The sequence below is a fragment of the Priestia sp. YIM B13486 genome (genome assembly GCF_042787865.1).
Lineage (GTDB): Bacteria > Bacillota > Bacilli > Bacillales > Bacillaceae_H > Priestia > Priestia megaterium.
The window spans coordinates 97,808-124,717 of record NZ_JBHZOZ010000010.1 but is presented as its reverse complement, the minus strand read 5'-3'; the positions used below and the strand labels follow the sequence as shown (position 1 = coordinate 124,717).

Annotated in this window: 37 protein-coding genes and 1 pseudogene; 26 read left to right on the top strand and 12 right to left on the bottom strand. The window is 33.3% G+C overall.

Features of this window, described 5'->3' with window-relative positions; all coding sequences use genetic code 11:
• Positions 1-23 precede the first annotated feature (23 nt).
• From ACFX4G_RS22045 to ACFX4G_RS22025, 5 genes are all read left to right on the top strand, one after another.
• Positions 24-1,019 (top strand): toprim domain-containing protein, encoded by a 996-nt coding sequence (locus ACFX4G_RS22045; RefSeq protein ID WP_377576969.1) that lies wholly within the window; start codon positions 24-26, stop codon positions 1,017-1,019.
• Entirely contained in the window at positions 1,012-1,650 is a 639-nt protein-coding gene (locus ACFX4G_RS22040; RefSeq protein WP_377559016.1) for a restriction endonuclease, read from the top strand. The genes ACFX4G_RS22045 and ACFX4G_RS22040 overlap by 8 nt, the downstream gene beginning before the upstream one ends.
• Positions 1,651-1,701: 51 nt before the next feature.
• The gene (locus ACFX4G_RS22035) at positions 1,702-2,529 is read left to right on the top strand and encodes a hypothetical protein (protein WP_377559018.1); all 828 of its coding nucleotides are present in this window, start codon (positions 1,702-1,704) and stop codon (positions 2,527-2,529) included.
• 198 nt (positions 2,530-2,727) lie between these two features.
• Positions 2,728-3,288 (top strand): L,D-transpeptidase, encoded by a 561-nt coding sequence (locus ACFX4G_RS22030; protein WP_377576966.1) that lies wholly within the window; start codon positions 2,728-2,730, stop codon positions 3,286-3,288.
• Positions 3,289-3,681: 393 nt separating this feature from the next.
• Entirely contained in the window at positions 3,682-4,005 is a 324-nt protein-coding gene (locus ACFX4G_RS22025; RefSeq protein ID WP_034656109.1) for a hypothetical protein, read from the top strand.
• A gap of 110 nt (positions 4,006-4,115) precedes the next feature.
• On the opposite strand, the gene ACFX4G_RS22020 is transcribed toward ACFX4G_RS22025, so the two are convergent.
• Positions 4,116-4,412 (bottom strand): HU family DNA-binding protein, encoded by a 297-nt coding sequence (locus ACFX4G_RS22020; RefSeq protein WP_370511592.1) that lies wholly within the window; start codon positions 4,410-4,412, stop codon positions 4,116-4,118.
• Between the two features lie 150 nt (positions 4,413-4,562).
• Positions 4,563-4,775 carry an alpha/beta-type small acid-soluble spore protein gene (locus ACFX4G_RS22015; RefSeq protein WP_034656103.1) on the bottom strand — a complete coding sequence of 71 codons (213 nt, stop codon included), beginning with the start codon at positions 4,773-4,775 and terminating at the stop codon, positions 4,563-4,565.
• A gap of 457 nt (positions 4,776-5,232) precedes the next feature.
• Between ACFX4G_RS22015 and ACFX4G_RS22010 the strand changes: the two genes are divergently transcribed.
• The 7 genes from ACFX4G_RS22010 to ACFX4G_RS21980 all read left to right on the top strand — a co-directional run bounded on the left by ACFX4G_RS22010 (position 5,233) and on the right by ACFX4G_RS21980 (position 9,003).
• Positions 5,233-5,430: a hypothetical protein gene (locus ACFX4G_RS22010; protein WP_034656101.1), complete on the top strand. Its 198-nt coding sequence runs from the start codon at positions 5,233-5,235 to the stop codon at positions 5,428-5,430.
• Positions 5,431-5,557: 127 nt separating this feature from the next.
• On the top strand, positions 5,558-5,989 hold the full coding sequence (locus tag ACFX4G_RS22005; RefSeq protein ID WP_377576962.1) for a hypothetical protein: 432 nt from the start codon (positions 5,558-5,560) through the stop codon (positions 5,987-5,989).
• Between the two features lie 26 nt (positions 5,990-6,015).
• The gene (locus tag ACFX4G_RS22000) at positions 6,016-6,411 is read left to right on the top strand and encodes a hypothetical protein (RefSeq protein WP_377559028.1); all 396 of its coding nucleotides are present in this window, start codon (positions 6,016-6,018) and stop codon (positions 6,409-6,411) included.
• Between the two features lie 21 nt (positions 6,412-6,432).
• The gene (locus tag ACFX4G_RS21995) at positions 6,433-7,278 is read left to right on the top strand and encodes an STAS domain-containing protein (protein WP_377576959.1); all 846 of its coding nucleotides are present in this window, start codon (positions 6,433-6,435) and stop codon (positions 7,276-7,278) included.
• Between the two features lie 292 nt (positions 7,279-7,570).
• Entirely contained in the window at positions 7,571-8,041 is a 471-nt protein-coding gene (locus ACFX4G_RS21990) for a hypothetical protein (protein WP_034656093.1), read from the top strand.
• Between the two features lie 381 nt (positions 8,042-8,422).
• Positions 8,423-8,734: a hypothetical protein gene (locus ACFX4G_RS21985; protein ID WP_377576956.1), complete on the top strand. Its 312-nt coding sequence runs from the start codon at positions 8,423-8,425 to the stop codon at positions 8,732-8,734.
• A gap of 131 nt (positions 8,735-8,865) precedes the next feature.
• Positions 8,866-9,003: a hypothetical protein gene (locus ACFX4G_RS21980; RefSeq protein ID WP_377576953.1), complete on the top strand. Its 138-nt coding sequence runs from the start codon at positions 8,866-8,868 to the stop codon at positions 9,001-9,003.
• A 267-nt stretch (positions 9,004-9,270) separates the two neighbouring features.
• On the opposite strand, the gene ACFX4G_RS21975 is transcribed toward ACFX4G_RS21980, so the two are convergent.
• Together ACFX4G_RS21975 and ACFX4G_RS21970 are read right to left on the bottom strand one after the other, a co-directional pair.
• A complete protein-coding gene (locus ACFX4G_RS21975; protein WP_377576950.1) occupies positions 9,271-9,453 on the bottom strand; it encodes a hypothetical protein in 183 nt (60 codons plus the stop codon).
• Between the two features lie 138 nt (positions 9,454-9,591).
• On the bottom strand, positions 9,592-9,732 hold the full coding sequence (locus ACFX4G_RS21970; RefSeq protein WP_377517155.1) for an FbpB family small basic protein: 141 nt from the start codon (positions 9,730-9,732) through the stop codon (positions 9,592-9,594).
• A gap of 243 nt (positions 9,733-9,975) precedes the next feature.
• Between ACFX4G_RS21970 and ACFX4G_RS21965 the strand changes: the two genes are divergently transcribed.
• Entirely contained in the window at positions 9,976-10,176 is a 201-nt protein-coding gene (locus ACFX4G_RS21965) for a cold-shock protein (protein WP_013056497.1), read from the top strand.
• A gap of 268 nt (positions 10,177-10,444) precedes the next feature.
• Here ACFX4G_RS21965 and ACFX4G_RS21960 read toward each other — a convergent pair whose 3' ends face one another.
• A complete protein-coding gene (locus ACFX4G_RS21960) occupies positions 10,445-10,648 on the bottom strand; it encodes a cold-shock protein (RefSeq protein WP_377517158.1) in 204 nt (67 codons plus the stop codon).
• Between the two features lie 264 nt (positions 10,649-10,912).
• On the opposite strand from ACFX4G_RS21960, the gene ACFX4G_RS21955 reads away from it, so the two are divergent.
• The 3 genes from ACFX4G_RS21955 (at position 10,913) to ACFX4G_RS21945 (ending at position 13,189) form a co-directional block, all read left to right on the top strand.
• A complete protein-coding gene (locus tag ACFX4G_RS21955; protein ID WP_377517160.1) occupies positions 10,913-11,095 on the top strand; it encodes a Spo0E family sporulation regulatory protein-aspartic acid phosphatase in 183 nt (60 codons plus the stop codon).
• 423 nt (positions 11,096-11,518) lie between these two features.
• The gene (locus ACFX4G_RS21950; protein WP_377576947.1) at positions 11,519-12,382 is read left to right on the top strand and encodes a pentapeptide repeat-containing protein; all 864 of its coding nucleotides are present in this window, start codon (positions 11,519-11,521) and stop codon (positions 12,380-12,382) included.
• 222 nt (positions 12,383-12,604) lie between these two features.
• Positions 12,605-13,189, top strand: a complete 585-nt coding sequence (locus ACFX4G_RS21945) for a YitT family protein (protein WP_377576944.1) — start codon at positions 12,605-12,607, stop codon at positions 13,187-13,189.
• 726 nt (positions 13,190-13,915) lie between these two features.
• Here the strand turns inward: ACFX4G_RS21945 and ACFX4G_RS21940 are convergent.
• From ACFX4G_RS21940 to ACFX4G_RS21920, 5 genes are all read right to left on the bottom strand, one after another.
• Positions 13,916-14,341, bottom strand: coding sequence for a hypothetical protein (locus ACFX4G_RS21940; protein WP_377576941.1), 426 nt, complete (start codon positions 14,339-14,341; stop codon positions 13,916-13,918).
• A gap of 86 nt (positions 14,342-14,427) precedes the next feature.
• Entirely contained in the window at positions 14,428-15,276 is an 849-nt protein-coding gene (locus ACFX4G_RS21935) for an STAS domain-containing protein (protein WP_377576937.1), read from the bottom strand.
• A 110-nt stretch (positions 15,277-15,386) separates the two neighbouring features.
• Positions 15,387-16,205, bottom strand: coding sequence for an STAS domain-containing protein (locus ACFX4G_RS21930; protein ID WP_377576934.1), 819 nt, complete (start codon positions 16,203-16,205; stop codon positions 15,387-15,389).
• A 67-nt stretch (positions 16,206-16,272) separates the two neighbouring features.
• Positions 16,273-17,127 carry an STAS domain-containing protein gene (locus ACFX4G_RS21925; protein ID WP_377576931.1) on the bottom strand — a complete coding sequence of 285 codons (855 nt, stop codon included), beginning with the start codon at positions 17,125-17,127 and terminating at the stop codon, positions 16,273-16,275.
• 430 nt (positions 17,128-17,557) lie between these two features.
• Complete coding sequence (locus tag ACFX4G_RS21920) at positions 17,558-17,797, bottom strand: hypothetical protein (RefSeq protein ID WP_377576928.1); 240 nt, start codon at positions 17,795-17,797, stop codon at positions 17,558-17,560.
• Between the two features lie 315 nt (positions 17,798-18,112).
• On the opposite strand from ACFX4G_RS21920, the gene ACFX4G_RS21915 reads away from it, so the two are divergent.
• The 3 genes from ACFX4G_RS21915 (at position 18,113) to ACFX4G_RS21905 (ending at position 20,261) form a co-directional block, all read left to right on the top strand.
• Positions 18,113-18,424: a hypothetical protein gene (locus ACFX4G_RS21915; protein ID WP_377576925.1), complete on the top strand. Its 312-nt coding sequence runs from the start codon at positions 18,113-18,115 to the stop codon at positions 18,422-18,424.
• Between the two features lie 228 nt (positions 18,425-18,652).
• On the top strand, positions 18,653-19,489 hold the full coding sequence (locus ACFX4G_RS21910; RefSeq protein ID WP_377576922.1) for an STAS domain-containing protein: 837 nt from the start codon (positions 18,653-18,655) through the stop codon (positions 19,487-19,489).
• 211 nt (positions 19,490-19,700) lie between these two features.
• Entirely contained in the window at positions 19,701-20,261 is a 561-nt protein-coding gene (locus ACFX4G_RS21905; RefSeq protein WP_377576919.1) for an MEDS domain-containing protein, read from the top strand.
• A 214-nt stretch (positions 20,262-20,475) separates the two neighbouring features.
• On the opposite strand, the gene ACFX4G_RS21900 is transcribed toward ACFX4G_RS21905, so the two are convergent.
• The gene (locus tag ACFX4G_RS21900; RefSeq protein WP_377576916.1) at positions 20,476-21,462 is read right to left on the bottom strand and encodes a DUF3231 family protein; all 987 of its coding nucleotides are present in this window, start codon (positions 21,460-21,462) and stop codon (positions 20,476-20,478) included.
• A gap of 167 nt (positions 21,463-21,629) precedes the next feature.
• The gene (locus ACFX4G_RS21895) at positions 21,630-21,761 is read right to left on the bottom strand and encodes a hypothetical protein (RefSeq protein WP_377576913.1); all 132 of its coding nucleotides are present in this window, start codon (positions 21,759-21,761) and stop codon (positions 21,630-21,632) included.
• A 124-nt stretch (positions 21,762-21,885) separates the two neighbouring features.
• Here ACFX4G_RS21895 and ACFX4G_RS21890 point away from each other — a divergent pair, with 124 nt between their 5' ends.
• From ACFX4G_RS21890 to ACFX4G_RS21860, 7 genes and pseudogenes are all read left to right on the top strand, one after another.
• Positions 21,886-22,059, top strand: coding sequence for a hypothetical protein (locus ACFX4G_RS21890; protein WP_377576910.1), 174 nt, complete (start codon positions 21,886-21,888; stop codon positions 22,057-22,059).
• Between the two features lie 29 nt (positions 22,060-22,088).
• Entirely contained in the window at positions 22,089-22,361 is a 273-nt protein-coding gene (locus ACFX4G_RS21885) for a hypothetical protein (protein ID WP_074684125.1), read from the top strand.
• 87 nt (positions 22,362-22,448) lie between these two features.
• Positions 22,449-22,718 (top strand): hypothetical protein, encoded by a 270-nt coding sequence (locus ACFX4G_RS21880; RefSeq protein WP_377576907.1) that lies wholly within the window; start codon positions 22,449-22,451, stop codon positions 22,716-22,718.
• 1,106 nt (positions 22,719-23,824) lie between these two features.
• Complete coding sequence (locus ACFX4G_RS21875) at positions 23,825-24,046, top strand: hypothetical protein (protein WP_197227536.1); 222 nt, start codon at positions 23,825-23,827, stop codon at positions 24,044-24,046.
• 712 nt (positions 24,047-24,758) lie between these two features.
• Positions 24,759-25,705 (top strand): annotated as a pseudogene (locus tag ACFX4G_RS21870) (helix-turn-helix transcriptional regulator).
• A 53-nt stretch (positions 25,706-25,758) separates the two neighbouring features.
• On the top strand, positions 25,759-25,884 hold the full coding sequence (locus tag ACFX4G_RS21865; protein WP_377259753.1) for a hypothetical protein: 126 nt from the start codon (positions 25,759-25,761) through the stop codon (positions 25,882-25,884).
• A 380-nt stretch (positions 25,885-26,264) separates the two neighbouring features.
• Positions 26,265-26,669, top strand: coding sequence for a VOC family protein (locus ACFX4G_RS21860; protein ID WP_377576903.1), 405 nt, complete (start codon positions 26,265-26,267; stop codon positions 26,667-26,669).
• Positions 26,670-26,910: the final 241 nt, after the last annotated feature.

Genomic DNA, 26,910 nt, shown 5'->3' with positions numbered 1-26,910 from the left:
GGTGAAAAGGAGGAGGGAGTGAGATGGAAAAACGCCTTTATGTCCAAAAGGAGGAGTCTATGAAAGCCAGAGACGTCGATTTGTTGTCGTATTTGGAAGCCAAAGGCGAAACATTTATCAAAGAAGGGCAGTATTACCGCCATACCAAGCATGATAGTCTGCTGATTAAAGGGAACATGTACGCATGGAATAGCCGAAATGAGACAGGGTATGGAGCAATCAGTTTCGCTCAAATGTATTATGGGATGTCGTTCCCACAAGCTGTCTTAGATATTAATAAAGGCGACTATAAAGAAGCTTCTCATTCTCATGAGCAACCGTCAGTTTCAACGTCAAAAGAGCCTTTTCGCTATCCAAAAGAGCTAGAGGTAAAAGACACAAGTAAGGCAAAAGACTATCTTATGAGGGAAAGAAACATTGATCCTCGGTTAGTCCATTGGCTCTTCCAAAAAAACTTAATCGCCCAAGATAAACGCAACAATGTGGTGTTTAAATGGCGTGAACAGGGAGGCAAAGGAAAAGTCATTGGTGCAGATCGCCAAGGAACGATGAAGATGAAGAATAAGCGTGGTTCCTTTAAACAAGTCCTGCCCAATAACAACCCTCATACGGGGTTTTCCGTTGATGTAGGAATGCCAACGAGCATTCATTTTTTTGAAAGTCCGATTGATCTACTTTCTTATTGGAGTATACAAAGAAAGGAATTGCAGAATACACGCCTTATTAGTATGAATGGGTTAAAACCGAAAACCGTTGCGCAGTCGTATCTTACAGCTCGGCGTGAAGGACTTCCCATTAAGGAATTGATTTTAGCTGTGGATCATGACCAAGGAGGAAAGGGATTTATCAAGAAAATGAAACAAATCGTCAATGCCGATCTCCTTAAAGAGAAACTACCGTCTACAGGTAAGGATTGGAACGATGAGTTGAAAAAAGGGGCGAAAGAAAAGCCGTTTTCCAAATACTTTTCTCCTTCGCGAACCAAACCCAACGAACAGGAGCGTTCCATGAATGGATAATTTTATCATCAGCATCGGATGTTTTCTTGTTTTTGTTCTTATATGTAAAAGCTTTCTTTTTCTTTATCAAGTTCTTCGAACACGTAAACAGCAGAAGGCCTTATTAAAAGCTGATATGCCGTATATTGATAAAATGGATGGGCGGCAATTTGAAATTTATCTACAAGTTCTTTTTCGACATTTAGGCTATCATTCAGAAGTAACAAAGCAGTCTGGAGACTTTGGCGCTGATTTAGTTATGGAGAGAGATGAAAAAATTGTGGTTCAAGCCAAACGGTACGGCTACAAAAATAGAGTCAGTTTATCAGCTGTGCAAGAGGTATACGGGGCGAAAGCCTATTATCGAGCAAACCAAGCATGGGTGGTGACTAATAGTTATTTCACCAAACAAGCCAAAGAGTTGGCAACTGCATGTGATGTAAAGTTGGTTGATCGTGAGGATCTGCAAGAGCTCATTTGTGCTATTAATCCCACGTTCGAAGCAAAAAAAATCTATGAAAATATCACACCAGAAGCACACAAGTGTCCAACGTGTGGTAAGCAATTAGTAGTGAGACAAGGAAAAGGAGGTCGCTTTTTTGGCTGTTCGTCTTTCCCTTCTTGTCGTCATACAGAAAAAATAAATAAGTGAGAACAGACCTTACAGTTGAAGGTCTGTTTTTTTGTTAAAGGAGCCGATGTTATGAGTTCATATACCATTTATAAAACATTATGTGATGTGATCGATCAAGCTTATTCCTTGGAGAGTTATCCTGACAATAAATTCAAGAATTTTTTTATCGATATTAAAGTGAAAGAGATGAAATCCATTCATGGACGATATTATCCGCACAATAGAAAGATTGAAGTTTTTAACCTTTCAAGACCAAATGGGCATACCATTGCTACGACGCTTCATGAAGTGTCCCATCATATAGACCATTGTTTACGCAAAAAAAGTGATCACTCAAAGACTTTTTATGAGATTTTTCATCAGTTACTTGTAACAGCTATTGGAATGGGGGTTATGTCAAAACAAGATATCTTAACAGAACGTGATAGTACAGATAAGAAATGGTTAGAAAAACATTTTGGTGACATCGATGAATGGGATATTTCAACTTTAGATTATAAGCAAGATTCTTGCTTTATCAAAGTATATCAATCATTTGCAATGAAGGATAAATTGAAAAATCGAGGCTATAAATATAGCTCCTTAGAGCAAGCATGGGTGAAGGAAATGAGTGCTTCTGAAGCAGAAGAGGAAAAATTGACTGTAGCTCAATGGATTGATGAAAAGAATATCCAAATGGAACAGGCCAATACAATTAAAATCGAGTCTTATTATTATTTGTGTGTTTCCAATTGTTACGATCATAAAGCCTATTTAAAAGAAAACGGCTTTATGTGGAATGGATATGGAATGAAAAAGGCTTGGGTCAAAAAAATACCTTCCCAATCTTTAAAATTAGAAGAAGCAAAACTTCTTAAGCTGCCTAATATTAAAGTGAAAGTAGCAGCAAAGAAATAACCCTTCTTCTAGATACTGAAATTTGCATCGAATGAGTAGTTTAGTTATACGCAAAACAAAAGTTAATTTCGTCAGAGAGCGTTTTTTAGCATGGAAAAGTCATCAAGTGTATAGATTTTTATTTATAAATGATTGTGACGAGAAAGCATCTTTCGAAAGATGCTTTTTTCCTTTTATATAAAAAAGAGGAGAGTTTTTATGAAGAACATTTTTATGAAATCAATGACCGTTCTTACATTACTAATGGTCGCATTATATGGAGTTAATGGAGGAAAAACAGAAGCAGCAAGCAAATCAGTGAATCAAGATTTAATTATCATTAATAAATACTATAATAAGCTTGCGTATTTTCACGATGGAGAGTTAGAAATGGTGGATCCCATTGCTACAGGTAAGACATGGGAGAAAACACCGGTTGGGTTCTTTAAAATCGTCAATAAAATTAAAAATCGTCCTTATTATACAGGACATATTCCTGGCGGAGATCCCCGAAACCCATTAGGGAAACGTTGGTTAGGGTTGAATGCCAATAACACATATGGCGATACGTATGGCATTCATGGCAATAGTAATGAAAACAGCATTGGAAAATATGTGAGCCAAGGTTGTGTGAGAATGCATAATGCTTCTGTTGAAAAGTTATATGATAAGGTTCAAGTAGGTACACCGGTTGCGATTACCTATTCGTATAAGAGTTTTGTAGAGTTGACGAGCGTGTACGGTTATGAGTTCAAAGGTTATGATTTAAAAGAAAAATAATCAAAAAGCAGTATTCTCATGCGCAAATAGCATGGGAATACTGCTTTTTATTTTGTCTCTTTACCATATACCCCTTATGATAGAAATAGATGAAAAATATGGTGAGAGGAGAGCATAATATGCGCGCAAAGATTGAAAAGGCTAAACATGTATGGATGTTTGAAGCTACGGGAGAGTTCTATGCTCATGAGGTGAGTCAAGACAGAGCAAAAAGAGGTTTTTTTCTCTGTCCCTCTTGTGAAGTAAAAGTACATTATAAGCATGATCATTTCTTTTCTCGTGAGCATAAACGAAATTGTACCTATGTGAAAGAACAATTCAAGAAAAATGTTACTAGGTAAAGGAAGATTCAGTGATTTTATAGGAGAATCGGGAGAAAAGGGGGAAATCTATATGAAGAACCATACTTATCAAAATGGTCGTCTCATTCAAACCAATAAAAAATTTTCAGCATTAAAGCAAAAGCAGAAAGAGTGGATTACAAATGAACTAAGAGACCGATATATTAAAATGATCAAGTATCCAAATGTCAAACTGCGTCCAAATAAACGAGATCAAATTCTAGATGAAGTATATGATCTCATCATGAAAAAAGAAATATGGATACCTTATGATGAAGTGGAAAAACATTACTACAGTAAAATTTCTTCTTTTGTTCGGGTTCACCGAAAACAGTTTGAAAATCAGATTGAAGATGGATCGGCTCAAACAGAATAAGGTCATTAAATCATGAAAAAGGTGTACGTTTGTACACCTTTTGATCTTTTATAAATTAAATAACCTAAAATTTTTAGAAGTGTTTTCTGGATACTTATGGTAAACACTCTTTATTTAACAGCTTCTTTTAATTCTTTTCCTACTTTAAAACCTGGAACCTTAGTTGCTGGAATCGTTATTTCTTCCCCTGTTTGAGGGTTACGACCTGTACGCTCTGCACGTTCACGTACTTCAAATGTGCCAAATCCTACTAGTTGAACTTTTTCACCTTTGGCAAGGGTCGTAGTAATGGTTTCAAATAACGCTTCTACAGCTTTTTTTGCCTCTTGTTTTGTTAATTCTGACTTTGAAGCAACTGCCTCAATCAATTCAGCTTTTTTCATAGATAATACCTCATCTTTTCGTATATAGAATATGTAGATTAAAAATATAGCATATGTTTTGTGAAAAGGCCAAACATAAGTTCTTTTCTAAGTGTAGAAAAATGTTTTACAACAAGAAAAGGAGAAATGGGAACCCATTTCTCCTTTAGTATACGTTCAGTTAGAAGGATCTTATTATCGGATGTTTTTGCCACCAAGTTGTTGTTCCGCCATTTGCACAAGACGTTTTGTAATCTCTCCACCTACAGATCCATTTGCACGGGCCGTTGTATCAGGACCAAGATTGACACCAAACTCACTAGCGATTTCATATTTCATTTGGTCAATTGCTTGTTGAGCACCATATACTAATAGTTCATTTGTATTGCTATTTTTATTGTTTGCCATTGTATGCAACTCCTTTACATTTTATAAAGTTAAAATGTGTAAAAGAAGGATAGTTTATTCATAAGATGAGAAATTAATTTTAAAAAGCAGTTCAGTTCATAAAAATCATGAATTTTATTCTTTGTGCTTGTTGATGACAAATGATTATTTTTCCTTTTCTATTTCCTTACTATTTAAATCATAAATCGCTTTAATGATAAAATCATCTTCGAACATTTAAATGCTCCCAATCCTTTTATAAATACTACAGAAGTTTATTAAAGAAAGTTATTCTTAATATTAAATGATAAAATTCAAAATGTTATCATTCCATATGAGTAAAAATCCTAGCATTTCCCAAAACTATAGGCTGAGCTTTTTACCTCTGTGTTTAGTACATGGTTACTGTCCATCTGAATTAAAGGGTTTTTTCTTTCAAGTGTCGAACGTAGCAAGTTATCGGGAAGGGGCTGTAAATATGAATCTAAAAGATCAATTTTATGAAAATGAAAAAAGAATAGCAATTACTAGAAAATTAATGGAGAATGCTAGGGAAAGGATTAAGTTATCTTCGGAATTAGAGAAAGAATTGGAGAATTTAGAACTTCAAAGAAGAATGAGACAATTAGAAATGGAAAGTAAGTTACTAAAACAGCAAGAAAAAGAATTAGGGTAATGACTATAGAGTATCCAATGGGGTACTTTTTTTATTGATATATCTGCTGGAAATCGAGGCAAGACACCCATTCATTGCAAGTTTGGACGCTTCTAATAGCTCTATAAAAATCAAGGAGGTATTTTTTATGGATAGTGCTTTTTGGTTCTTTATGATAGGTATTTTAGCAGCTTTCTTGCTTTTTGGTTATCAACTTGTAATCTCTAAAAAAATTGATTTACCTAAAGGATGGCCAGCTTTTAGTGCAGTTTTTGGTGGTATGGCCTTTATGCTTCTGGTTTACCATGAACAGGGAGGAACAAAATTTTATTCTATGTTCGGTGACAATAGTCAAGCAAACCTTGTTATAGCAGTACTTTGGTTTTTTGTTTTTTATCCAATACTTTCACTTTTTGTATATTTTCTTTCTTATTCAATCATACGATTTTTCTTATTCATGTTTGCTAATGGAAAAACTATAGGGGAATCAAAAATATTAGATTATTTTGTAGGACCAATTATTTTTATTGTTGTGGATGGGGTTTTTTATCTAGATTACTTTATCAGGAGCACACCTTAATGAAAAAAGAGCAGAAGGATGTTTAAATGCCAAACTATGTTATTATATCTCTTGTCGTAACCTTAGCAATTATTATTGTGTTTCAAGGAATTAGTAAGATGAATAAAAAATTAGAAAGGGACTATATTGCGAAGAGTCCAGAAAAAATTATAGAGTATATAAAGAGAAATGAAGAGCTTTTAGAAAGAACAAGTAAATTAAATAAGCAAATGCTTAATTTTTTAACCTTCACCATTATTGCAGTAATTGCTGTATTTATTTTCGTTCCGGTATTTACACCTATATTTTTCATAGCATCTTTATTCGCATTTACCCTACTAATTTTAAATATTATCTTGAGAAGTAGCTTAGAGGATAGGTTGAAAATTTTTAAGAATTTATCTTTAGAAATTAAAAATAAAAATAGCAATCTAAACGGTTAAAAGAACAGGAGTTAATGTGAAATGGATAATTTACACTTTCTGGGAGAGAAAATCTTAGAAAAAAAATATGAAATTGCACATATGGTACACACGAATAGAATGACTGACCTTAAAGAGGTAAAAGACGTCAATGTCACAAAAGAAGAAATTATTGAATTGAGAGCAAACTTCATCAGTTATTTTGGGCGGGCTCTCATGGAAAAAATCGATCAAAAAACAATTTTTGATCAAATAGTGAAATGGGCAAAAGAGTCAGGAGAATTTGCATCAAATCTAGGTATTTCTCTGAGTGAGGCTTTAGAAGATACGACCTATTACCGAAAATTCATATGGGAAGTCCTTAAAGAAGAAATAAGAGATCATAATATACCTACAGACACAATATTTGAATTAATCACTATCATTGATCCTTTATTAGATAAAGCTGTTTATGTTTTTAGTTTGACGTATGTAAATATTCATCAAGAAACACTAAAAAAAGCAAAGAGTGCTTTCCTTGAATTATCTGTACCGGTGGTTCCAATCACCAAAGGTATTGCTATACTCCCTCTCATTGGAGAGGTAGATACGGAAAGAGCAACACTTTTACTAGAGGAAACATTAAAGAAAGCAAATGAACTAAAATTATCACATTTGCTATTTGACCTCTCCGGAGTGATGATTGTAGATACCATGGTTGCCCATCAAATTTTTAAAATTGTAGACGCATTAGGTCTTCTTGGGGTAAAAACAATATTAATTGGTATCCGGCCTGAAGTTGCCCAGACGATGATTCAACTAGGAATTGATTTTAGCAAAATAACGATAAAAGCAAATCTAGAGCAAGCACTTCTTGGTTTAAATTTAACTATAGATACTTTAGAATAAATGTTCTTATCCAATTTGGATGAATAAAATGCAAACGAATTTCATATACATCTTTAGTTGGTGCAATCACCGTTATCGGTAGCCATATATTCATTCTTTCATTATTTCTATAATAATTAGTTACTTTTTTTGTGTTTATTTTTCAACTCAAAGGGTAAAGTATTAAATTAGAGTAGAATTTTAAAAGAAACATGTCTTTATTTGTTAAAGATTTGTTTTCTTCTTTCATCAGAAAAAAATAACCTAATAACCATAGTTAGGATATACATGGATATTATAGGAGAATCCTTAAATGATACTTATTAAAAATCAGGAAGAAGTAATCCGAGAAGCAAAACATCAACTTCATACCACTATGGATGACTATCAAACAAAAATTATCTCTATTTTTGATAAGCAGCATATTCCTATGAGTAAACGAATTGGTTTAATGATTCTTCTGTCAGACATAAAAGAGCAGGCTGTATTGATTGGAAAACAGGCTGCAATTAAAGGAAAATCAGAATACGAAGGACAGAATCAATTAATTACAGAAGTTGTAGATGAAGTTCCCTTCCAATACAGTGAAAAAACGGTAACTGATTTAGAAAATAATATACAAATAATCAAAAAGAAGATTGAAGATATGGCAAGAGATTGCGAATTAGATTCTGAACTAGTTAACCTAAAAGCCCTTTTGCTTAATCTAAAGGTAACTAGTTATATAAATGGACATTATGAAATATATGTAAAAGATAATGCTTTATCTAGCAAAAGATCCTAGTATGCTGAGCTCTTTTTACTTAATAAAATGTTTAAAATTTTATATTTGGAGCAAACTATCTGAGATGCAATAGAGCGTCACCTAACGACTACCATTCAACGAATAGAAAAATACTGCCTCTTTTAACTGGGAAGAGGCAGTATTTTTCTGCTTTTACACCATATATTATATGTATTTTCCTTATCATACTACCTCTTATAGGGAGTAATAAAGCTCGTAAAAGTGAAAAAATATAAGTATCAAAATAGAGGTGAGCTCTCTGGGAATGAGGTAATTAGAACTGCCAAAATTACGGTAAAAAATTGTAAATAAAATATATGTTTAAAGGGTAAAGATAAAAAGTGCCTTATGAAAATTATATTTTTGAGGAGGTATTTACAATTGAGTAGTACATCTAGATTCAAAATGCAGATTTACAGTCCTCAATGGGAGGATAAGGACCTTTATCATTTTAAAAAAACAAAAAGAGGATGGGAATTTGAAAATTATAGATGTAAAGGTGAAGTAGATAAAGGGGGTAATCCATTATTTTATAAAGCCCTTGTTACTGAATCTCTTTCATATCCTAATCACTTAGAGGAATATCTCTCCATCGTTTGGGAAAAAGTTGAAGTTTTAAATAAAGAACAAGTTCAGAATATTTTTGATGAAATATCTGAATGGGTATCAGCTAGCAAAAATGACCTCAGTTAACCCAGTATAATTCTGAAAAACCGTGTACAGTCATGGGACTATTAACGGCCTAGGAATTTGGAATAAATGTCTTGTTTTTTTATTTGAAACTGTGTTTATAGTAAGAGATGCAGTGAAGGAGGACATTCAAGATGGAGATTATTTATAATTCAAGAGAGAAAACGGCAGACTTTATTAGGGATAATAAACAGAATTTTCAGGAGAAGTTCTTATCTGACACGGTTAACTTTCCCTCTAGAATTAATGACATTTTAGAAAAAGGAAATTAAAGATTAATTTATACAGGGTTTTATACAGTACGAGTTATACGACAAAAGGTTAAAAATTTGATAAATAAATGATGTATAAAATCCTGCATAAACGATAAAATCTAATGTAGCGCCATCCCTTGTCCCCTAAGAGATGGCGTTTTTATTTGGTTCCGCGAAAATCTGATTTATGTAAACTAGCATAGGGTATACAGTGCTAATTGAAGAATAATTATATGGTAAAGAAGAAATAAATACGTAAAAGCACCCCTGAACGGGGGCTGTGAATTAACCTCTTTCGTCGTTCAGGTTTTTTAGGAACTTACTCTCTAACTCTAATTGCTTCATTCGTCGTTGTAATCCTAAATTCTCTAAGTCCTGTTCTAACTCAGAAGATAAACCAGTTCGTTCTTTAGCTTTGTCCATTAATTTTCTAGTAGTTGCCAATCTCTTTTGTTTTTTTGAATTCATATTAACAGCCCCTTTCTTGTGACTTGCTAGATTCGACATAGCAGATGAAATATCCTGTAAAAAGCCATTTACCTAGAAATGCAACAGCAGCACAATACAAAAAAACATCCGTTTAGATAGGATGTTTTTATTCTACTCTTATTTCATTTTCATCTTTATAGCATGCTCCTGGCGAGCTTCAATTTTTTCTTCAATCTTTTCCATGACCTTTTTATCTTCTAGTATTTTATGTCTGTTTTCATTGACTAGGTTTTGAAAAGAGGTTTTTAACTTTCTCATAATGGCACTTCTTTCTTACGGTTTAATTTAGTCCGTATACAAGTATGATTATAACGATTAAATGGAATAAAGCAATTATTTGCTATCAATATATCTATGTGTTACACTACAATTAACTTGTTTTTGTTCGGTATAAGATTGAGAGAAGAAAAAATCTTAAACAGAAGTTTTTATCTTGAAATAGTATGATTGAGCAAGAGAGGTAATACATTTGTGGAGTATTCCACAGCAGGAGGCAACATTATGACACAAGGTACAGTAAAATGGTTTAATGCAGACAAAGGTTTCGGTTTCATTGAAATCGAAGGCGGAGACGATGTATTCGTTCATTTCAGTGCTATTCAAGGTGAAGGTTTCAAATCATTAGAAGAAGGTCAAAAAGTTACTTTTGATATCGAGCAAGGTCAACGTGGAGCACAAGCTGCTAACGTTCACAAAGCATAATCAAAAGTGATAACAAAAAAAGACTCCTATGAAGGAGTCTTTTTTTGTTATGGTCTTATAATTAGGAAACCATGCTTTATCTAATATTAGTTCAATAGAAAACCCAGGCTTTAAAAAAAGCCTGGGTTTTAGACAAGACGATCGATACAAGGTATAACTAGTTATAACATACAATAGAAATAGAAAGCAAATGTGAATACATTAACAATATTTGCAATTAAATAATATAGTAATAATTTTTTAATCTGTGTGAAAGCATTGGTGCAAATTATCTTCGATGGGGATTAAGGGGGATTTTATCAATAAGGCGTTTTTCAGCTTTCATTTGACTTTTACACAAAGGACATTTCTGATGACTATCGTAAGAGAAATCTTTTCTCATCCAGCCCTTACAATCTTCTACTGTACATTCCCAAACCTCTGTTTGTTCTTGGGCTAAAGGTTCTTGATTTCTTTTGCCGTAATAATACATACTAACATCACTACTCCTCTTACTATAGTATACCTTATAAAGGAGTAATGAATCATTTATATGCATTGGTAGTTTTTACAGCTTTATTTTTATAAATTCAAGAATAAAATATGTATTAAGTATAAAAACTTAACCATTCAAACCCTAAAATCGGCATTATACGCTCTTAATTGGATTTTACAAGAACAATTATTGTTATACGGATGAAATCCAGTTATTGTTAAATAAAGATTTAACAACTTAGAGAGATAGGTGACTACATAATTGCAAAGATACAGATACACCAGTATGTTAAGAAAGGCTCTACTTGTAGATATAGAAGCAGCGAGGGAACTTATGGTTGAAATAGGGTTAGAAGAAGGATTTACTAGCGATAATACGATTTTACTTAGTCAATTTGTAGACCAGTTATTAAATAAATTAGAAGAAATTAATATAAATGATTAATTGTCTATTTTTAATATATACAAAATAAAAAGCCACCCAGTATTTGCAGGACTGGTGGCTTTTTACTATAAAATGCATGTGTAGACACATAATAACATATTTTTCCCAATAATACTATATTTCAAAGGGCTAGCATATGTATAAAAGGTGCACTTCTTATACATTAGTTTCTCAACCACCTACTGAGAAAGCGTTGATAAATCAAGGATGTATAAAAAGCTGCATACTCCGGAAAAAGAACCCTTGTCAGAGTCCTTCTGCCATACGGGTTCTTTTTTGTGATGTGTACCGGAAGAGTGTTTATGTAAACTAGCTTTGTATACGATATACAATAATAAATCTAAATCAGTAACAACCTTTATTTTCCTTCTAATTCCTATTATTATAAAATTATGAAAATTTATAGGAGAGGAATGTATTGTATTGCCTAATAAACTAGTGATAGATAATAAAGCTCGAGAAAATTTACGTTCGGACTGCCCAAATTGTTTTGGTTTGTGCTGCGTAGCTTTACCTTACGCAAAATCTGCTGACTTTGCGTTTGACAAAGATGGTGGAACTCCTTGCCGACATTTACAGTCAAACTATTCATGTTCCATTCACGAAAACCTTATCACTACGGGATTCAAAGGTTGTGTGGGATATGAATGTTTCGGTGCTGGCCAAAGGGTTTCTCAAATGATTTATGAAGGAAATGATTGGAGAGATAACAAAACAAGAGCTAAAGAAATGTTTAATGTGTTTCCAATTGTTCAGCAATTGCATGAAATGCTTTGGTATTTAAGCGAGGCACTTGAATTCCAAGCTACGGATTCCATTCACAATGATTTAAAGGTTTCCTTTGAAGAAACGGAACGTTTGATTAACCAAGCACCAGAAAATATCTTAAAAGTTGATGTGCACGAACATCGAATGAAAGTTAGAGAATTACTTTTACATACAAGTGAATTGGTCCGTCCCAAAACATCTAGTAAAAAGTTAGGAAAGAAATTTAAGCGTAGTAGTGATTATATTGGGGCTAAGTTAAGAAGAGCTAATCTTAGGGGAGCTAATTTAAAGGGAGCATTATTTATAGCTGCTGATCTTAGAGAGGCTGACCTTAGATTAACGGATCTTATTGGAGCAGACTTTAGAGATGCTGACTTAAGTGGAGCCGATCTTACAGGAAGTATTTTTCTTACTCAAGCTCAGGTAAATGCAGCAAAAGGCGATTTACACACAAAGTTGCCCTCTGCTTTAGCGACTCCAGGACACTGGAGAAAAGGAGCTCAAGGACTAATAAACTAGTTCTTGAGCTTCTCTTCGTTCCTATAATTTTGATTATGTAAACTATCTTTGTATAGAGTATACAGCTAAAAAAAGAAAAACCTACCTTTGCAAGATGGAGGTAGGTTTTTCTTTAATCATGTCAGATTTTTGATTCTTTAATGAATCTTGAGTAGTTTGCTCAAATGATAAAAAAACATTCATGAGAGCTAGCTAAAGTTTATACATATAGTAAGAGATAATTTGACTAAAAAGGTGATTATTATTTTTCGGAAAATACCGGTTGTTCTTGTCGGAAGCTTATTATTAAGTATAGGAATTAATGGATTTTTAGTTCCTCATTATTTGTTGGATGGAGGAACAATTGGAATTGCTCTTATCCTTCACTATTATTTTGAATTTCCCACAGGTGTAACGATGATTATTTTGGGCTTCCCGTTATGTTGGTTTGCTTGGGTTTATGAAAGAACTTATTTTTATAATAGTTTTTATGGGTTAGTTATTTCTTCCTTATTGATTGATTGGCTAGAGCCTATTAAAGACCAGTGTCAACTTTCTGTTTTTCCTAGTGTGATCTTTGGAGGAGTATGTATTGGAACGGGGATTGGTCTTATGCTTAGATACGAGACAAGCACTGGAGGAACAGATTTACTAGCCCAACTTATATCAAAAGCTTTTTCTTTGAACATTGGAATCGTCATTTTAATTATAGATGGTTTTATCATAACAGCAGGTCTTCCTTTATTAGGACCTAAAACGTTTCTTTTTTCATGTTCGACAATTTTTATAGGTGGCATGACGACTTCGTTACTTACTAAAAAAGAATAATTTGGATTATAAAATAAGTATCTTCTATCCGCCGTTTTTGCCCCTTCTTGATCTTTATAAATTTAAAAGGCCCTTACAACAACTTTGAGATTGACTAAAGGGTTCTTTTTTATGGTTGGTTCCTAGAGAATTCATTATGGTAACTAAAGATGTATAAAATATACAGCTTAAAAACAGAAAAAACTCCTGCAGGTTGTTCAGGAGTTTTTTCTACTACATTTATTAAACGAAAGGACTGATGCCTCACGGCGTCTTGAGTAGTTTGCTCAAAATACCATTTATTATCCAGCAGCAAGAATATAAATTATTTTCTACTATTTATCCTAACTAAACAATCGGTAAAAAAGATAATAACAAAGGGAATAGCATAAATACTGAATGTTGCAAGAAAAACTTTATGATTTTCACCCTTCATTTACATGAATCCACCTTTATATATTTAGAGTAAATATTTTAGCCTTTCTTAAGTAGAATGTTCAGATAAAGGGAAATTATGTATAACAAATAGAAGCTTGAATTAAGCTGCTATTTGTTTATGGTTGCCGATAAAACCCATTATGTTAACTAACCTTATATATTCTATAAAACAAAAAAACGGAAAAAACTACTGCTCCTGCACAGTAGTTTTCCTAGTCGTTGAAATATAGATGTTATGTTGATAATGCTCTATTGCATCTTGTGTAGTTTGCTCAATATAGAGAAAATCATGTACAGTAAAATAAAAAATTAGTGTTTTTTTATACTTATTATTTGAGCAACTTTATTTAATTGTTTTTCTGTTTTCTCTAAACGTTTTTGAGTATTTACTAAAGATTTTAGAACAGATAAAGATGGAACAGTTTGAACTTTAATACTTTTGACCTCAGTACATACCAGATGACCTATACTATCTTTCCATTGGATCGTGCATCTGAAATTTCCAAATAACTTGTTCCTTGTTTGTAATCTTAGACGTTCGGTTATAGGAGTAGAACCAGCATTCCGTGACAGCATTAATATGGCTTTAGTTAGATCTTCTTTATAAATGATATTCCATATATTAGATGTAGTGTAAAAATATGAGTGGGTGATGTTTGAAGAATTTAGAATGGTACCTTCTTGATTAATTTGAAAGTAGGGAACAGGAGCCCATTTAAATATATTACTATCCATTTTATACCTCCTTTACCTTGGGCGATAAATTTATTTCATAATCTTTATAAAAAGCCAAGGAAATCCCTTGGCTTTTTGACTGTTTTTTACTCAACAGTTAGTTTGATATCGGATTCTAATGCTTGCTCAAGATTTGATTTAATTCTTATGTTTTCAAATGAAAGACCAAGTTGAATGGCCGTTTGAGCAACTTCTGGTCGAATGCCGGATAAAGTACACTTTATACCCAATAAATTAAGCGTATCAATTAATTGAAAGATTTGATGAGCAACCATTGTATCCACCATTATGACTCCTGATAAGTCAATATAGAGATAAGCAATGTGTTTCTCAGCGCATTGTTGTAATGTACTTTCTAAAATCATCTTTGCTCTTGCTGTATCAATATCTCCGACTAATGGTAAAAGAGCTACATCTTTTTTAATTACAATTACAGGAGAACTTAACTCGTGAATCATTTCTTGATGTGCTTTTAATTGCATACGAGATGTTTGTTCAGCTGCTGTGACAAATTTTAAAATGGTAATATCAAAAATTCGAATGATATGCTGTTCCCATGCATCTATTAATGTAGGTTCAATATGACCTTCATATGTGGTTACAAATTCATCTATAGAATCGCAATATTGCTTTCGAACACGCATAAACTCTTTGATAATAGACGCAAGGGGTGTTCTTGTATGCTCATTATCTTTTGCGATTTTATTAATCCATACTTCAAATTCTTCAAAAAAAGTTTTTTCATCTTCTATGAATACATTACAAACATATACATGAAACTCATAATTTTGTGCTTTTAATGTTTGAATAACTTTAGAGTCAGTTGAAGCATAAACCCCTCCAGCGTTGTTTTTATCTAATGAATCGTACCATTCTTCTGTTAGTCGTTTGGCATTGTTTAGTAAAAAGGTACGTAACTGTTCATTTTTATTCACCTGTATTTTTCACTCCTAGCTAAAAACTCATTTTACTCCAGTTATTTATTGTACTACTAATCATGTTAAATTGACGATTAAGGTACGAGCAAGTTCATAAACTTAATTTCCTAGCTTTTTTGAGTTTCTATCGCCTGTTTAACCGTTGCATAGGTTTTAATAGATGTGAAATTGATTCCATTTCTAACAACAGTTTGGGCAAGTTTAGGTCGTATACCAGTCATCACTACCTCAATACCTTGTAGACGAAGAACACTGTAGATATCAAAGAGATAACGTTCGGCTATAGCATCTATATTCAAGATACCTGAGAAATCAACAATTAGATACTCTACCTTCATTTCAATAATTTTCAAGATAACATTCTCCAAGATATATTCAGCTCTCTCTGAATCAATAGAGCCAATTAGTGGGAGCACGGCAATTCCATCTTGGATGGGTACGACAGGAACAGATAGTTTCAATACCTCTTGTTGTGCCTTTTTTACCATTTCATCTTTTACTTGTTCAAACACTGTAACCGTTTCGCTGATGCTTATATCCAGCAAATAGTTAAATCGTTTATTAATAAATACAACTTCTTCTGAAGAAAGTCCGTGCTTTATACTTATTTCAGTAAGGCGATCGATAAAGACTAGGCGAGTAGGAGGATAGCGTGTAATAATAATAGAAATTCTATCCCCTTGAGATGCTGTACGCTTACCATTGGTCTTACTCCATTCAACAAGTCCTTCAGGTACGTTGTTTTCACTGCTAAGGAGACTTTTGCCTAAAAACCTAATAAATTCAGTATAGACGATAATTGCTTGTTCAAGTTCCTCCTTCAGAGCCTCAAAATTAGGGCTTTGGGAAATTTTTTGAACAATTTCATTTGCTAACATTTCTGCGTGATCATTTAAGTATCTAGCAACCCCTATAATCCCTTTCAATAATAGTCACTTCCTCATCTTCTTATTCATGAATACGTTTAGTTAGTCATTTTATCTCTTGCTTTCTCTATTTATTGGTTTTGACACGAATAAGTAGATCTTCTATCGCCTTTTGTAAACTTAATTTTATAGTCAAATTACTGAAATCAATACCAATACTTACAATAGTCTGTGCAACTTCCGGACGAATTCCTGTTAGAATTGTTTCTACACCAAGAAGCTTTAACGAGTCTACCACTTTGAAAATTTGATCTGCTACCATGGTATCTATAATATAAACACCCGATAAATCTATTATTAAACGTTGAAGCTGTAGTCTGTTCGCTGATTTCAACGTTTCTTCCATTAGATAATTGGCTCTTTCTGTATCTATATTTCCAATGAGAGGTAACACAGCGATTTCTTTGGCTAAAGGTACAACAGGCACCGATAATTCAAGAAATGCATTTTGCGCACGTTCAAGGGTTAATTGATAGAAATGCATATAACTTAAACTAAAGGAATAAGCAGCATGATCGAGAAGAGGATCAATAATTCCACCGACTTCAAATACCGTATCTATTGATAGATTATTTTCCTTTATTACTTCCTTCAATTTCTTCCATAAGAAAGTTCGATAATACTTTGTATCTTTTAACGCTTCATCCAATGGTACCTTCAAATTGCAAAACATTCCGCCTGTTTCTTTTCCCCATTGTGTAAATTTTTGGAGTGCTGTTTCTTCATCCAGATGATCCCTAAGAACTTCACCAAATAGACTTATAAAGTGAGCTCGGATATTAATAAGTTCCACTTCAAAAGAAGCCAATTGTTTTTTTTCTTCTTCTGTAATATCAATTATTCTATTTTCATGTACTTCATTCGCGATTTCAAATCTATATTCTAAGATTTTATCTCCTAAAAATCCTATTTCATCTTTCATGATTTCCTCCGAAAAGCCTGTTGAGGCTATTAGTTAGTTTTTATATTAATTATACCACCACGTGTCAAAATACTTATTTTTTTGTTAATTTCTTAGTATAAAGTTCTCTACTCTCACCTTTATGACTTATTAAACAATTTGTTACAAATGGTAAAGAATCAAAGTCGAATTCGTCTTTTATTATATGGTTAATCCAATAAACGGAAAGTTTGTATACCCTATATATCCTAAAATAAAAAAACTACTGATTCTGTTTCAGCAGTTTTTCTAGAACTTATAATATAGACATTAATCTGATGCCCTATTGCAACTTGAGTAGATTTCTTCTGTCCTTCAAATTAAACTAATAGAGAGAAAAATAACTTTGAATTAAATTCCTTATCCTTTTAATGTCTAGAATTCCTCTTATGTAAACTTTAAAAGTAGCTTATTACTCAGTGACTTTTTTTTCCACAGTACTTATTATTCTTTCCAAAGCTATAGACGTAGTCTCCATATCTGGAAAATGTTCAATATAACCTGTTTCAACATTTTTCACTTGAAAATTCTTTAGTTCTTTAGAATAACTGAGAGAAAAGGTATTATTTTTAATACAAATGGTATGAGTGATTTCACTATCTTCATACTGTACTAAAGTTTCTAACATTTCTTTGATTTTAATTATGGTCATTTATCACCAAACCCTTCCTCACTATTTAACGAAATTTTACAAATAGAAGTTTAATCTATTTTAACATAGGGTATACAAATAAGTTGTTATCTCCAATAATTGAAATAAAGATTTCAATTATGAAATAAATTTGTAAATAAATCAATAAAATGTAATTTCTTAAGGGGATTAGGCGCTATATGGAAAATGCAATATAGTTAGGAACTACAGAAATATATGGTATAAAAGGTGTTAATGAAATATATGTTTTAGGGGTAAAGATACAAAGAATCCTATTTAAAAATGATATTTTGGGGAGGTAGGAGGTATCTGAAATTGAGTAGTGCATCTAGATTTAAAATGCAAATTTATAGTCCTATATGGGGACAAAAGGACCTTTATCAATTTATAAAAACAAAAGATGGTTGGAAGTTTGAAAACTATAGATGTAAGGGTGAAGTGGATAGAGGTGGTAATCCTTTATTCTATAAAGCACTGACTTCTGAATCTATTTCCTATCCTGATTATTTAGAAGGTTACATTTCTATTGCTTGGGAGAATGTTGACACGTTAAATAAAGAACAAGTTCAGAACATTTTTGATAGATTGTCTCAATCGATATCAGCTAATGAAAACAACTTCCATTAACTCTGTATCCATATGGAGAAAGTGAGCACTACTTAAGTGTATGCTCAAGATTTAAAAAATCATTATAAAAGTATTATCGTTTTTTTATTTAAAGCCAAATCTATTATGGATAGTACAAGGAAGGAGGACTTTTCTTTATATATAAAGAATGAAAATGAAAACAAATAATATTTCAGTTAGAAATATTGATTACTTAAAGCCAACTATAAAATAAGGGGCGTACTCAAGATGGAGAGTATTTATAATCAGAGAGTGAAAATGACCGATTTTATTAGAGATAATAAACAGAACTTTCAGGATAAGCTCTTATCAGAGGCCGTTAACGTTGCCTCTAAGATTAATGATATTTTAGAAACTGGAAATATTGATCTTTTAAAAAATGCTCAAAAGCTAGCTCTATATGTCGTGGAGCAAAAGGAAGAACAACTCGTTGCTTTCGCTCAGCAAGAAGGGATAGCCTGGGCCGAGCACTCCTTAACTCTTGCCTTTAAACTAGAGTGGGTACAGGCTATTAGGCGAACATTGTGGCATTTCCTCTATCAATATGATCGAATAAATAACCATTTTATTGATCGTGAAGAATTTTATGCCTTAGAGAAGCGTATTAATGATAAGATTGATCAATTTCTTAACACTTTTATCATTAGTTATTCCAAGTATAAAGATGAATTAATTTCCTCCCAGAGGGACTTAGTTGAACATCTATCGGTGCCCATTATACCACTTAGCCAATCTGTAGCTGTATTACCGTTAATAGGAATGATTGACATCTGTCGTATCCAAACGATTGAGGAGAAAGTGTTGATGGGCATCTCAGATTTAAAGATTGAAACATTAATTATAGACCTATCTGGAATTGTTAACATGGAAATGCATGTCATTGACCATTTTCAGAAAGTGTTAACTGGAATTTCAATGATGGGATGTAAAGCTATTCTTACAGGTTTACGTGCTGACCTAGTTCGAACAATGATTCACTCAGGAATCTCCTTTGAGGACAAGGCAGAAGCAAAAGGAACATTACAGCAAACATTAAAAGAATATCTAGTACAGAACCAACTGTAGGAGGAAATACAGATGAGTTTGTGAAAATACATTCGTATTGAAAAGTAAATAAAATTTATTCTATCTAAGTAATCATTAATAAGATAGCCTTGAAATTATAACCCTAGGTTGTTTTGCTATAATACTGATAAAACACTAATTCCGCAAATGAGAATACCTTATTAGCCTGTAAGTTTTTTGGATTTTTACCGAAATTATTCTGAGGTGAACTATGAAAACAGTTAATTCTATATCTAGTTCCAAAAAATTTGATAAAGGCCATGTCTTTTACCGTTTTGAGGATAAACAATTTTATATAAATAATTTAATGAGTTTTATAAAAAATGGATTAGAGAGTAAACAACGTATATTAATAATTGAGAATATGAGGACCCTTCCTCAAATAAGAGCTAGTATTGATAAAGAGTTTAATCATCAACAAAAAGAATCTATTCGTTTAGTTAATAATTTTGATTATTACTTGGCAAATGGTGATTTTCACACCGAAACCATTCTTACTCATTTTCAAGAAGATTTGTCTATGTTGAAAATGAAAAATACATGGATCAGAACATGGGCTCACGTAGAATGGGCTTCAGAGGTACCAGATGTTCTTTTACTAGAAGAATTTGAATCAACTGCTGATAATTTCGTTAAAGAGGAAGGTATGATTTCTGTTTGTGCATATGCTGCTGAATCATTATCTCCAACGTTGGATACTACTCTGCAACAATTACATCAATACATTATGACAGATGAGACCTTTTTTATTTCTTCCTTTTACAATGAGTGAATTTATTAAAAATATGGCCATGAATTTACATATCCATGGCTTTTTTGGTTCCTATATTTCACATTATGTTAACTAAAGATGTATATAATATACAGGTTAAAAACAGAAAAAAGCTACTGCCCTTCACAGTGGCTTTGTCTGTTCTCGTAAGGAAACTGGAGAATTAGCATGATAATGCTTCCCGGACCGCCTGCCATTGACAATTGTGTAGTCCCTACTTTGAAGATAAGTCTTCTCTATCCGCAGCTTCGGGTGGTGTTTCCATCCATCCGTTTTCTATCATGATATCGGCAGCATCATTAACAAATCCTGATATATCCTTTAAAAAGTTAGCATACATTAGCGCTAGATCGCGTCTTCCGTTTACAGCTACTGAATTTCCAAAATTTCTTACTCTCATCGAAAACATATCCATTTTATGAAATACCATTAATTTTTCCGAAAAAGGAGAAAATGTTGAAGTTGTTACTAAATGATCGATTAATTCCGGAGAAGGTAAGTTATCATTATGAAGTTTTTTTTTATAACCTTCAATCGCTTTATAAGTAAGTTCTTCTCCTTTTATAAATAAATCTCGAATCTTTTTCGTTTTTGTAACTTGACTAAACGCCATTACTAAGGCTTTACTTGCCATGTTCGTCTCTAAATTATCGTATAAATGGGCAATTTCTAATGCATGTAAAGGTCGTACATCTCCAATAAAACCTTTTAAATAATTTTTGTGTGCTATATTTACTTTTTGTGGGGTCGGAATAATAGGCGATTTAATAACCCACCCTTTATTTATTGAAAGATCTTTGATCTGTTCCCCCAATTTTATAGTTGACTCCATACAATAAAGAGAAAATTTCCTTATATCCTCTCTATACATTAACGGTATTGCTACACTGTAAAGACTAAGTCCTACTTTAGTTACATATCTTAAATAATGTACATAGAACTCGTCTTCAAATAATTTTGGAGCATCAAGATTAACATCGTCTTTTGTGAAACCATTTGGAATAGGAATGTCCTCTTTTACGAAAGTATCTTTTATAGTACTCTGAAATTCTTTACTCAAGTTTAATGCATTTTCTAATAACTTCTTTACATCTTGGTCTTCAACATGTTGGAGAAAATAACTTAGGATACATGTAGCCATGCTATTACCCATATATGTAGCCCAAAGTTTACCCATTTCCGCAGAATTTAATTTTTCCATATACAATCTCCTAAACCGATTTTTTCTTAGATTTACCATTAAAAGAATATCTATTCTCCTACTCCCTAAACTATAGTTTTTCCAGAAAAAATGATTTAAATAATTCTCAACCTGTTTATTGGTAAAGTAAGATGCTCGATTAACGTCCTGATGTCTTTTTCTAAACTTTAATTATTAGGCAATTCCTTTCGATCATTTGCTTGAGGCGGTTTCTCTATCCACCCTCTTTCAATCATAATGTTTCCCCAACTTGTAGTAAATTTTAAATCCCTTAGAATAGATGCTTCACAATGTGTCATTACATCTACCCTCATACTTGATCTTTTAAAAAATAATAACCAACATAAGGGAGCTTCGGCTCTCTTTTTAAATAGCTTATATAAAGTACGTACGTCCATGTTAAAATAGAAGGAGGTAATATAGATGGGAGCTGTTCGTACGATGGCAGAACCTAAAGTCAGAATCCTTGCTGATGTAAGCGTGGAGACTAGAGATAAATTAGAAGAAGTAGTACAGGCATTAGGGATTACGAAAAAAGAATTTTTTGATCAAGTTATTGAAGGTTCTCATAAAAAACATGTACGTAACGAAAATTAATCGTTACGTTTTTTTATAGGGGGGACATCATGGTTTATTTAATGGATTTAGAACGCTCGATATATTCGGGAATGGTTACATATTGGAAAGAGAATCAACGTGGATATACGACGAATCTTCAAAGAGCTGGCTTATATTCTCCCGAAGAAGCAAACGACATCGTAGAGAAAAATGTTGATAAACGAACAGTGATAATCGATGAAGAGGTAGTGTTGAACGTACGAGGTGATTTACGAAGTTCTATATTGACAAAATCCATTCAGAAGAATTACGAATCCCTAAATAAAATGGAGGACGAATAAGATACGTGATGACACGTGTCTCTTTTTTTATCAGTCTGAGCATATTACTAGAATAAGGGACTTATAAGAAAGTGAGCTGAACAGAGCGTGAGCATTCATAAATTTGATAAATCAGTTGTCATCGAGGAAAAAACATTAACCAGTAGACGAGATCAGTTTTATAAAACCATTCATGATATTGTCGATGAAGAAGATTTAGAGCTTATGCTCATTACCACATTACACAGTATAGCATTTTGTGATTACTTGCTAGGAACAGAAGTGAAAGATAATAAACGTTTAAATTCATTAATTAATATCGTTAACAATAAACGTAACACTACTTACAACTCACTTGACTTATATGTGCGTTTTTAAATCTTTACTTATATAGAGGTGTAAAAGGTGTTTTATCAATATTATAATGAAAGTTTACACCTTTACTCTTAGTGATGACAAATAGCGTCTTTTTCTACATTATAAGTAATAGTTAATGCTATTTTTAATAAAGTAAGTTAGTTGTTACTCCTATTAATGAGATTAAATTTAATTTATATAAATATCATTATATTTTTCAATAATATATCATGTGTCATGTAACTATATAAATTATATACATAATTAGAATAACTCATAACTTTTAGTCGATAAGAGTAAACAATAAACTTTAATAATATACGAATTACTTTAGTGTTTACTTAACAAATAATTAAACCTAGGTAGAAGAAAAGTAGGTTTTTATCTCAGTAGATTGGATTACAAAATTTATTTTTGAATTTTCATGTATATGAATCTACAAATCTGTCCAGACTAATAACGTATTCCCCCTATTTCGATAAATTTGAAAAGCCTTTGCCGGGTATCAGCAAAGGCTTCTTTTTTATTAATCGTGATTTATTATAAGTAAATTCAAGTAATGGATGTTTTCGGTAATAATTTAAAATTCATAGTAAAATAAGCAGATCCTTAATAATTGAGGACCTGCTTGTTTTGGTTTACATAAAGCTTATTTCATCGTGTACTTTTTAAAAAAAGATACATACTGTAAATCAGTAGCAGTACTAATAAAAATAAAGCTATCCAATAAATGATCATTAGTCCGTTTGGAAAATAAGTAATTGTTAAAGTTACCGTCAGGATCACTTCTCATATGAGGTCTAACATAAGTACCATCTTTTCTGTAGTATCCACGTACACTTACATCGGCTTAAGCTTGTGTAGTACTCCCGAATACAAGAAAGACTAATAAAGCAATAAATATTCTCTTTTTATTCATCATTTTTACTCCCTCTTATGTATTTTTTATAACTATATTATATTTTTTCTTCCATATTTGGTCTATTTGTGAAATAAATATAATTCTAATTATCCATTTAAATCCATTTTTTTGAATTGATATAAATTATAAGAACTACATAAATCTAATAATGAAGAGGTATTTCAATACTATTTGTCGTATTGATAATAAAAAGGAGGTAATTAAGATGAAGAAAGACCTTTGTAAAATTACTTTATCTAACGGCAAAGAAATTACGTTTCAAAAACATGTCGACGAGGTCCTTGAAAGAATTCAGGACTCGGAAGGAAAGTTATATGATGGATTAATTCATTTCTCTGAAATCTCTATCAATCCTAAATATGTCGTATCTCTTGAACCAGTAACTAATTCCTTTAGAACAGATAACCAAAGAAAGATATATACATAAGCGTTGCTTCTATTGAGTATTTTAAGAAACTTAACTTTTTTTAGTAAGATATATCACCATTTGATGCAAAATAACGCACCTTTAAATAAGTAAAAAAATAAACTGACCATACCTTTTATATAAGATATAGCCAGTTTATTTTATTTCGTTCTTCCATAACTCGAAATATGGTTCGAGCTGCTTCAACACTTTATGATTATGTTTGTATCGTTCTGCTACTGATTGGATATATTCTTTGTGAGTTATTCCCACCAGTAGCCCAAATTCAAAATGTAGCAACCAAATTAAAGAATTGATTATTTCCTTTTTAGCTTCTTCTATGACCTTCTTAAATAGCTCATCTTTATTCATGGTTCTGGTGCAAATACTTGAAGAAAATATAAAAAAGCAAATAATTTCTAGTGACTCGTGGTCTTAAGCAACTAGTCCAAACAGTTGATGGGGTCCTTATTTCTCTTTTATGCAGCTTTTCATAGATCCTTGATATGACTACATTTACCCGATACCCAAGTAGGAAGAGGATGTATAAAAAGTGCACCTTTTATACGTGTGATCGCACGGAAAATGTAGTCTATATGGCAAAAATGTGCTAATATTTATTTAAATCGATTTTTTTGTTATACATGTACACCAAAATAAAAAGCCATCTCTAGTGCTGCACACTCAAGAGGTGGCTTTTTATTTTGCAATAAACATTAAAGGGAGGCAACCAATGAACAAAACAGACCGTTTGTTAGCCATCGTACTGGAGCTGCAACGTAAAGAAGTTGTACGGGCCGAAGATTTGGCGACCCTATTGAAACTAGCGTGCGGACCATCTACCGCGACATTCAGGCACTGAGTGAAGTGGGCGTGCCGATCATAGGAGCCCCTGGGACAGGATATTCCCTGATGGAAGGCTATTTCCTCCCGCCGATCGGTTTCACGGTACCAGAAGCCGTGAGCCTGCTGATTGGAACAGATTTTATCGAACAACGATTTGATGACGATTATCGTGTCAGAGCTCAAGCTGCCCGCGGCAAAATTGAGGCCATTTTACCGGAGAGCATTCGCAATGAAACATCTCGTGTACGCAAGGCTATGCGTTTGCTCATTTCTGATAAACAGGTCAGGCAGTCAAAAGAAAAGGAATATCTAGAAAAGATTCGTCGAGCGATATTAGACGTGCAAAAGATTAGCTTTCATTATGCAAAAAGGCTTGCAGATTCCGAAGGTAATCGCCATAGTGTTCGTACGGTTGCTCCCTATGGATTGGTGCTCGTTCAAGGTTCGTGGATGCTCGTGGCTCGGTGTGATCTGCGCCAAGAAATTCGCCATTTTCGCTTGTCCCGAATGACGGAACTTATCAATCTGGAAGAACGATTCGAACTACCGGCGCATTTTAACTTAAGGGAGTATACCCCTCCGGATGATCGGCACTTGCTAGTTTGCCTTCGATTTAACCATGACATCGCGGATATGGTGAAGGAATCGAACTATCATTACATGGAGGATATGGAAGAGCATCAAGATGGATTGCATGTGGTTTTACGCGTTCATCAACTGGACGAATTGTTGCAATGGGTGCTTGGCTGGGGAGCAGGTGTGATTGTATTGGAGCCTGAATCATTCCGAAATCGGATTCGTGAGGAAACAAAAAAAATGTTAAAACGCTACTGACATACAGTTGTCAGTAGCGTTATTTTATAATTGGAGTAAGTAAACATAAAGGGGTGAGAGATAAATGCGAAGTATGTCTTGCATCGGTTGGGGGAGACCGCCAATCAACATCCACAGGAATTAATTCATTTCACTATGGATCAATTGAGCAGCAGCAAGGCATGGAAGGATGGTCGTAGAACCAAATGGTTCAGTTTCTGATTAAATCGTGCCTTTACGGAAAATATACAACACGGGGTAGAACCAGCGAACGTCGGTTAACTCGTAAAGTAGGTTACTTAGAAATGGAAAAAACAAGCCTTCAAATAGGCTGTTTGATGCTTGAGGAAAGGAAAAGTTCCGAAAATTAAAATGGAAAAGGAACACCATTGATTTTAGTGGTGTAAAAGTCCTTCTTTCTCTTACAGCATTAAGTGAATTGTTCCGAAAATGATCGTCCTTGGAACTTTTGTAACCTATTTTTTACAGCTACTTTGCCCCTTACTGAAGCTTCGCTGGTTCTGGCCCAAAATGATCTGATACGATATTGTATCATTTATTATAGGAAGGATGGTATCTTATGAATTTTGCTTCTGTACGCATCATTACCGACGACGTGGATCGTCTTGTCAAGTTCTATGAGAAAGTCATGGGTGTTTCGGCGGAACGCCCCGTGCCTGTCTTTGCCGAACTCGTTGTGCCATCGTGCACCCTGGCGATCGGCCACTCACAGACGATGCCACTGTTCGGCGCCGGTTCCGCAGTGGCGGCCGACAATCACACTGTCATCATCGAGTTCCGCATCCACGATGTCGATGCCGAATACGAGCGCTTGAAACCGTTTGTCAACGAGTGGGTAAAGGAACCGACCATGATGCCGGGGGGGAACCGTGCTGTGTTGTTCCGTGATCCCGACGGCAACCTCGTTAACCTCTTCGAGCCGGTGACCGAAGAAGCGATCAAACGGTTCCGCGGTAGGGGTTAATAAACGCTTGGATCTATTGGAAAGATATAATCTAAGAAACATAATTGTTATTCAGCGAAAGGGCGCAATTCTACAGCAAGAATTACACTCTTTCTTTATGTAAAGGGCCAATTAATGAAGGTATGGAGAGTGGTATCTTTAATAAAATCAATGGGAGACTGTTAATCCTACAGGATAAGATGTTATTTACTATGTTTTTCTACACAAGTATAATAAATAAAACTATTTTCACTAAAATACG

Bases quoted from the DNA above. Each gene is read 5' to 3' on its own strand.
- ACFX4G_RS21885 (WP_074684125.1), top strand. From the start codon at position 22,089: ATGGTTTATTTAATGGATTTAGAACGCTCGATATATTCGGGAATGGTT.
- ACFX4G_RS21965 (WP_013056497.1), top strand. From the start codon at position 9,976: ATGACACAAGGTACAGTAAAATGGTTTAATGCAGACAAAGGTTTCGGT.
- ACFX4G_RS22035 (WP_377559018.1), top strand. From the start codon at position 1,702: ATGAGTTCATATACCATTTATAAAACATTATGTGATGTGATCGATCAA.
- ACFX4G_RS21900 (WP_377576916.1), bottom strand. From the start codon at position 21,462: ATGGAAAAATTAAATTCTGCGGAAATGGGTAAACTTTGGGCTACATAT.
- ACFX4G_RS21980 (WP_377576953.1), top strand. From the start codon at position 8,866: ATGGAGATTATTTATAATTCAAGAGAGAAAACGGCAGACTTTATTAGG.
- ACFX4G_RS22025 (WP_034656109.1), top strand. From the start codon at position 3,682: ATGAAGAACCATACTTATCAAAATGGTCGTCTCATTCAAACCAATAAA.
- ACFX4G_RS21920 (WP_377576928.1), bottom strand. From the start codon at position 17,797: ATGACCATAATTAAAATCAAAGAAATGTTAGAAACTTTAGTACAGTAT.
- ACFX4G_RS21860 (WP_377576903.1), top strand. From the start codon at position 26,265: ATGAATTTTGCTTCTGTACGCATCATTACCGACGACGTGGATCGTCTT.
- ACFX4G_RS22040 (WP_377559016.1), top strand. From the start codon at position 1,012: ATGGATAATTTTATCATCAGCATCGGATGTTTTCTTGTTTTTGTTCTT.
- ACFX4G_RS21890 (WP_377576910.1), top strand. From the start codon at position 21,886: ATGGGAGCTGTTCGTACGATGGCAGAACCTAAAGTCAGAATCCTTGCT.
- ACFX4G_RS22015 (WP_034656103.1), bottom strand. From the start codon at position 4,775: ATGGCAAACAATAAAAATAGCAATACAAATGAACTATTAGTATATGGT.
- ACFX4G_RS21975 (WP_377576950.1), bottom strand. From the start codon at position 9,453: ATGAATTCAAAAAAACAAAAGAGATTGGCAACTACTAGAAAATTAATG.
- ACFX4G_RS21905 (WP_377576919.1), top strand. From the start codon at position 19,701: ATGAAAACAGTTAATTCTATATCTAGTTCCAAAAAATTTGATAAAGGC.
- ACFX4G_RS22010 (WP_034656101.1), top strand. From the start codon at position 5,233: ATGAATCTAAAAGATCAATTTTATGAAAATGAAAAAAGAATAGCAATT.
- ACFX4G_RS21990 (WP_034656093.1), top strand. From the start codon at position 7,571: ATGATACTTATTAAAAATCAGGAAGAAGTAATCCGAGAAGCAAAACAT.
- ACFX4G_RS21925 (WP_377576931.1), bottom strand. From the start codon at position 17,127: ATGAAAGATGAAATAGGATTTTTAGGAGATAAAATCTTAGAATATAGA.
- ACFX4G_RS21960 (WP_377517158.1), bottom strand. From the start codon at position 10,648: ATGTATTATTACGGCAAAAGAAATCAAGAACCTTTAGCCCAAGAACAA.
- ACFX4G_RS22000 (WP_377559028.1), top strand. From the start codon at position 6,016: ATGCCAAACTATGTTATTATATCTCTTGTCGTAACCTTAGCAATTATT.
- ACFX4G_RS22030 (WP_377576966.1), top strand. From the start codon at position 2,728: ATGAAGAACATTTTTATGAAATCAATGACCGTTCTTACATTACTAATG.
- ACFX4G_RS21940 (WP_377576941.1), bottom strand. From the start codon at position 14,341: ATGGATAGTAATATATTTAAATGGGCTCCTGTTCCCTACTTTCAAATT.
- ACFX4G_RS22005 (WP_377576962.1), top strand. From the start codon at position 5,558: ATGGATAGTGCTTTTTGGTTCTTTATGATAGGTATTTTAGCAGCTTTC.
- ACFX4G_RS21995 (WP_377576959.1), top strand. From the start codon at position 6,433: ATGGATAATTTACACTTTCTGGGAGAGAAAATCTTAGAAAAAAAATAT.
- ACFX4G_RS21910 (WP_377576922.1), top strand. From the start codon at position 18,653: ATGGAGAGTATTTATAATCAGAGAGTGAAAATGACCGATTTTATTAGA.
- ACFX4G_RS22045 (WP_377576969.1), top strand. From the start codon at position 24: ATGGAAAAACGCCTTTATGTCCAAAAGGAGGAGTCTATGAAAGCCAGA.
- ACFX4G_RS21875 (WP_197227536.1), top strand. From the start codon at position 23,825: ATGAAGAAAGACCTTTGTAAAATTACTTTATCTAACGGCAAAGAAATT.
- ACFX4G_RS21895 (WP_377576913.1), bottom strand. From the start codon at position 21,761: ATGACACATTGTGAAGCATCTATTCTAAGGGATTTAAAATTTACTACA.
- ACFX4G_RS21970 (WP_377517155.1), bottom strand. From the start codon at position 9,732: ATGAGAAAGTTAAAAACCTCTTTTCAAAACCTAGTCAATGAAAACAGA.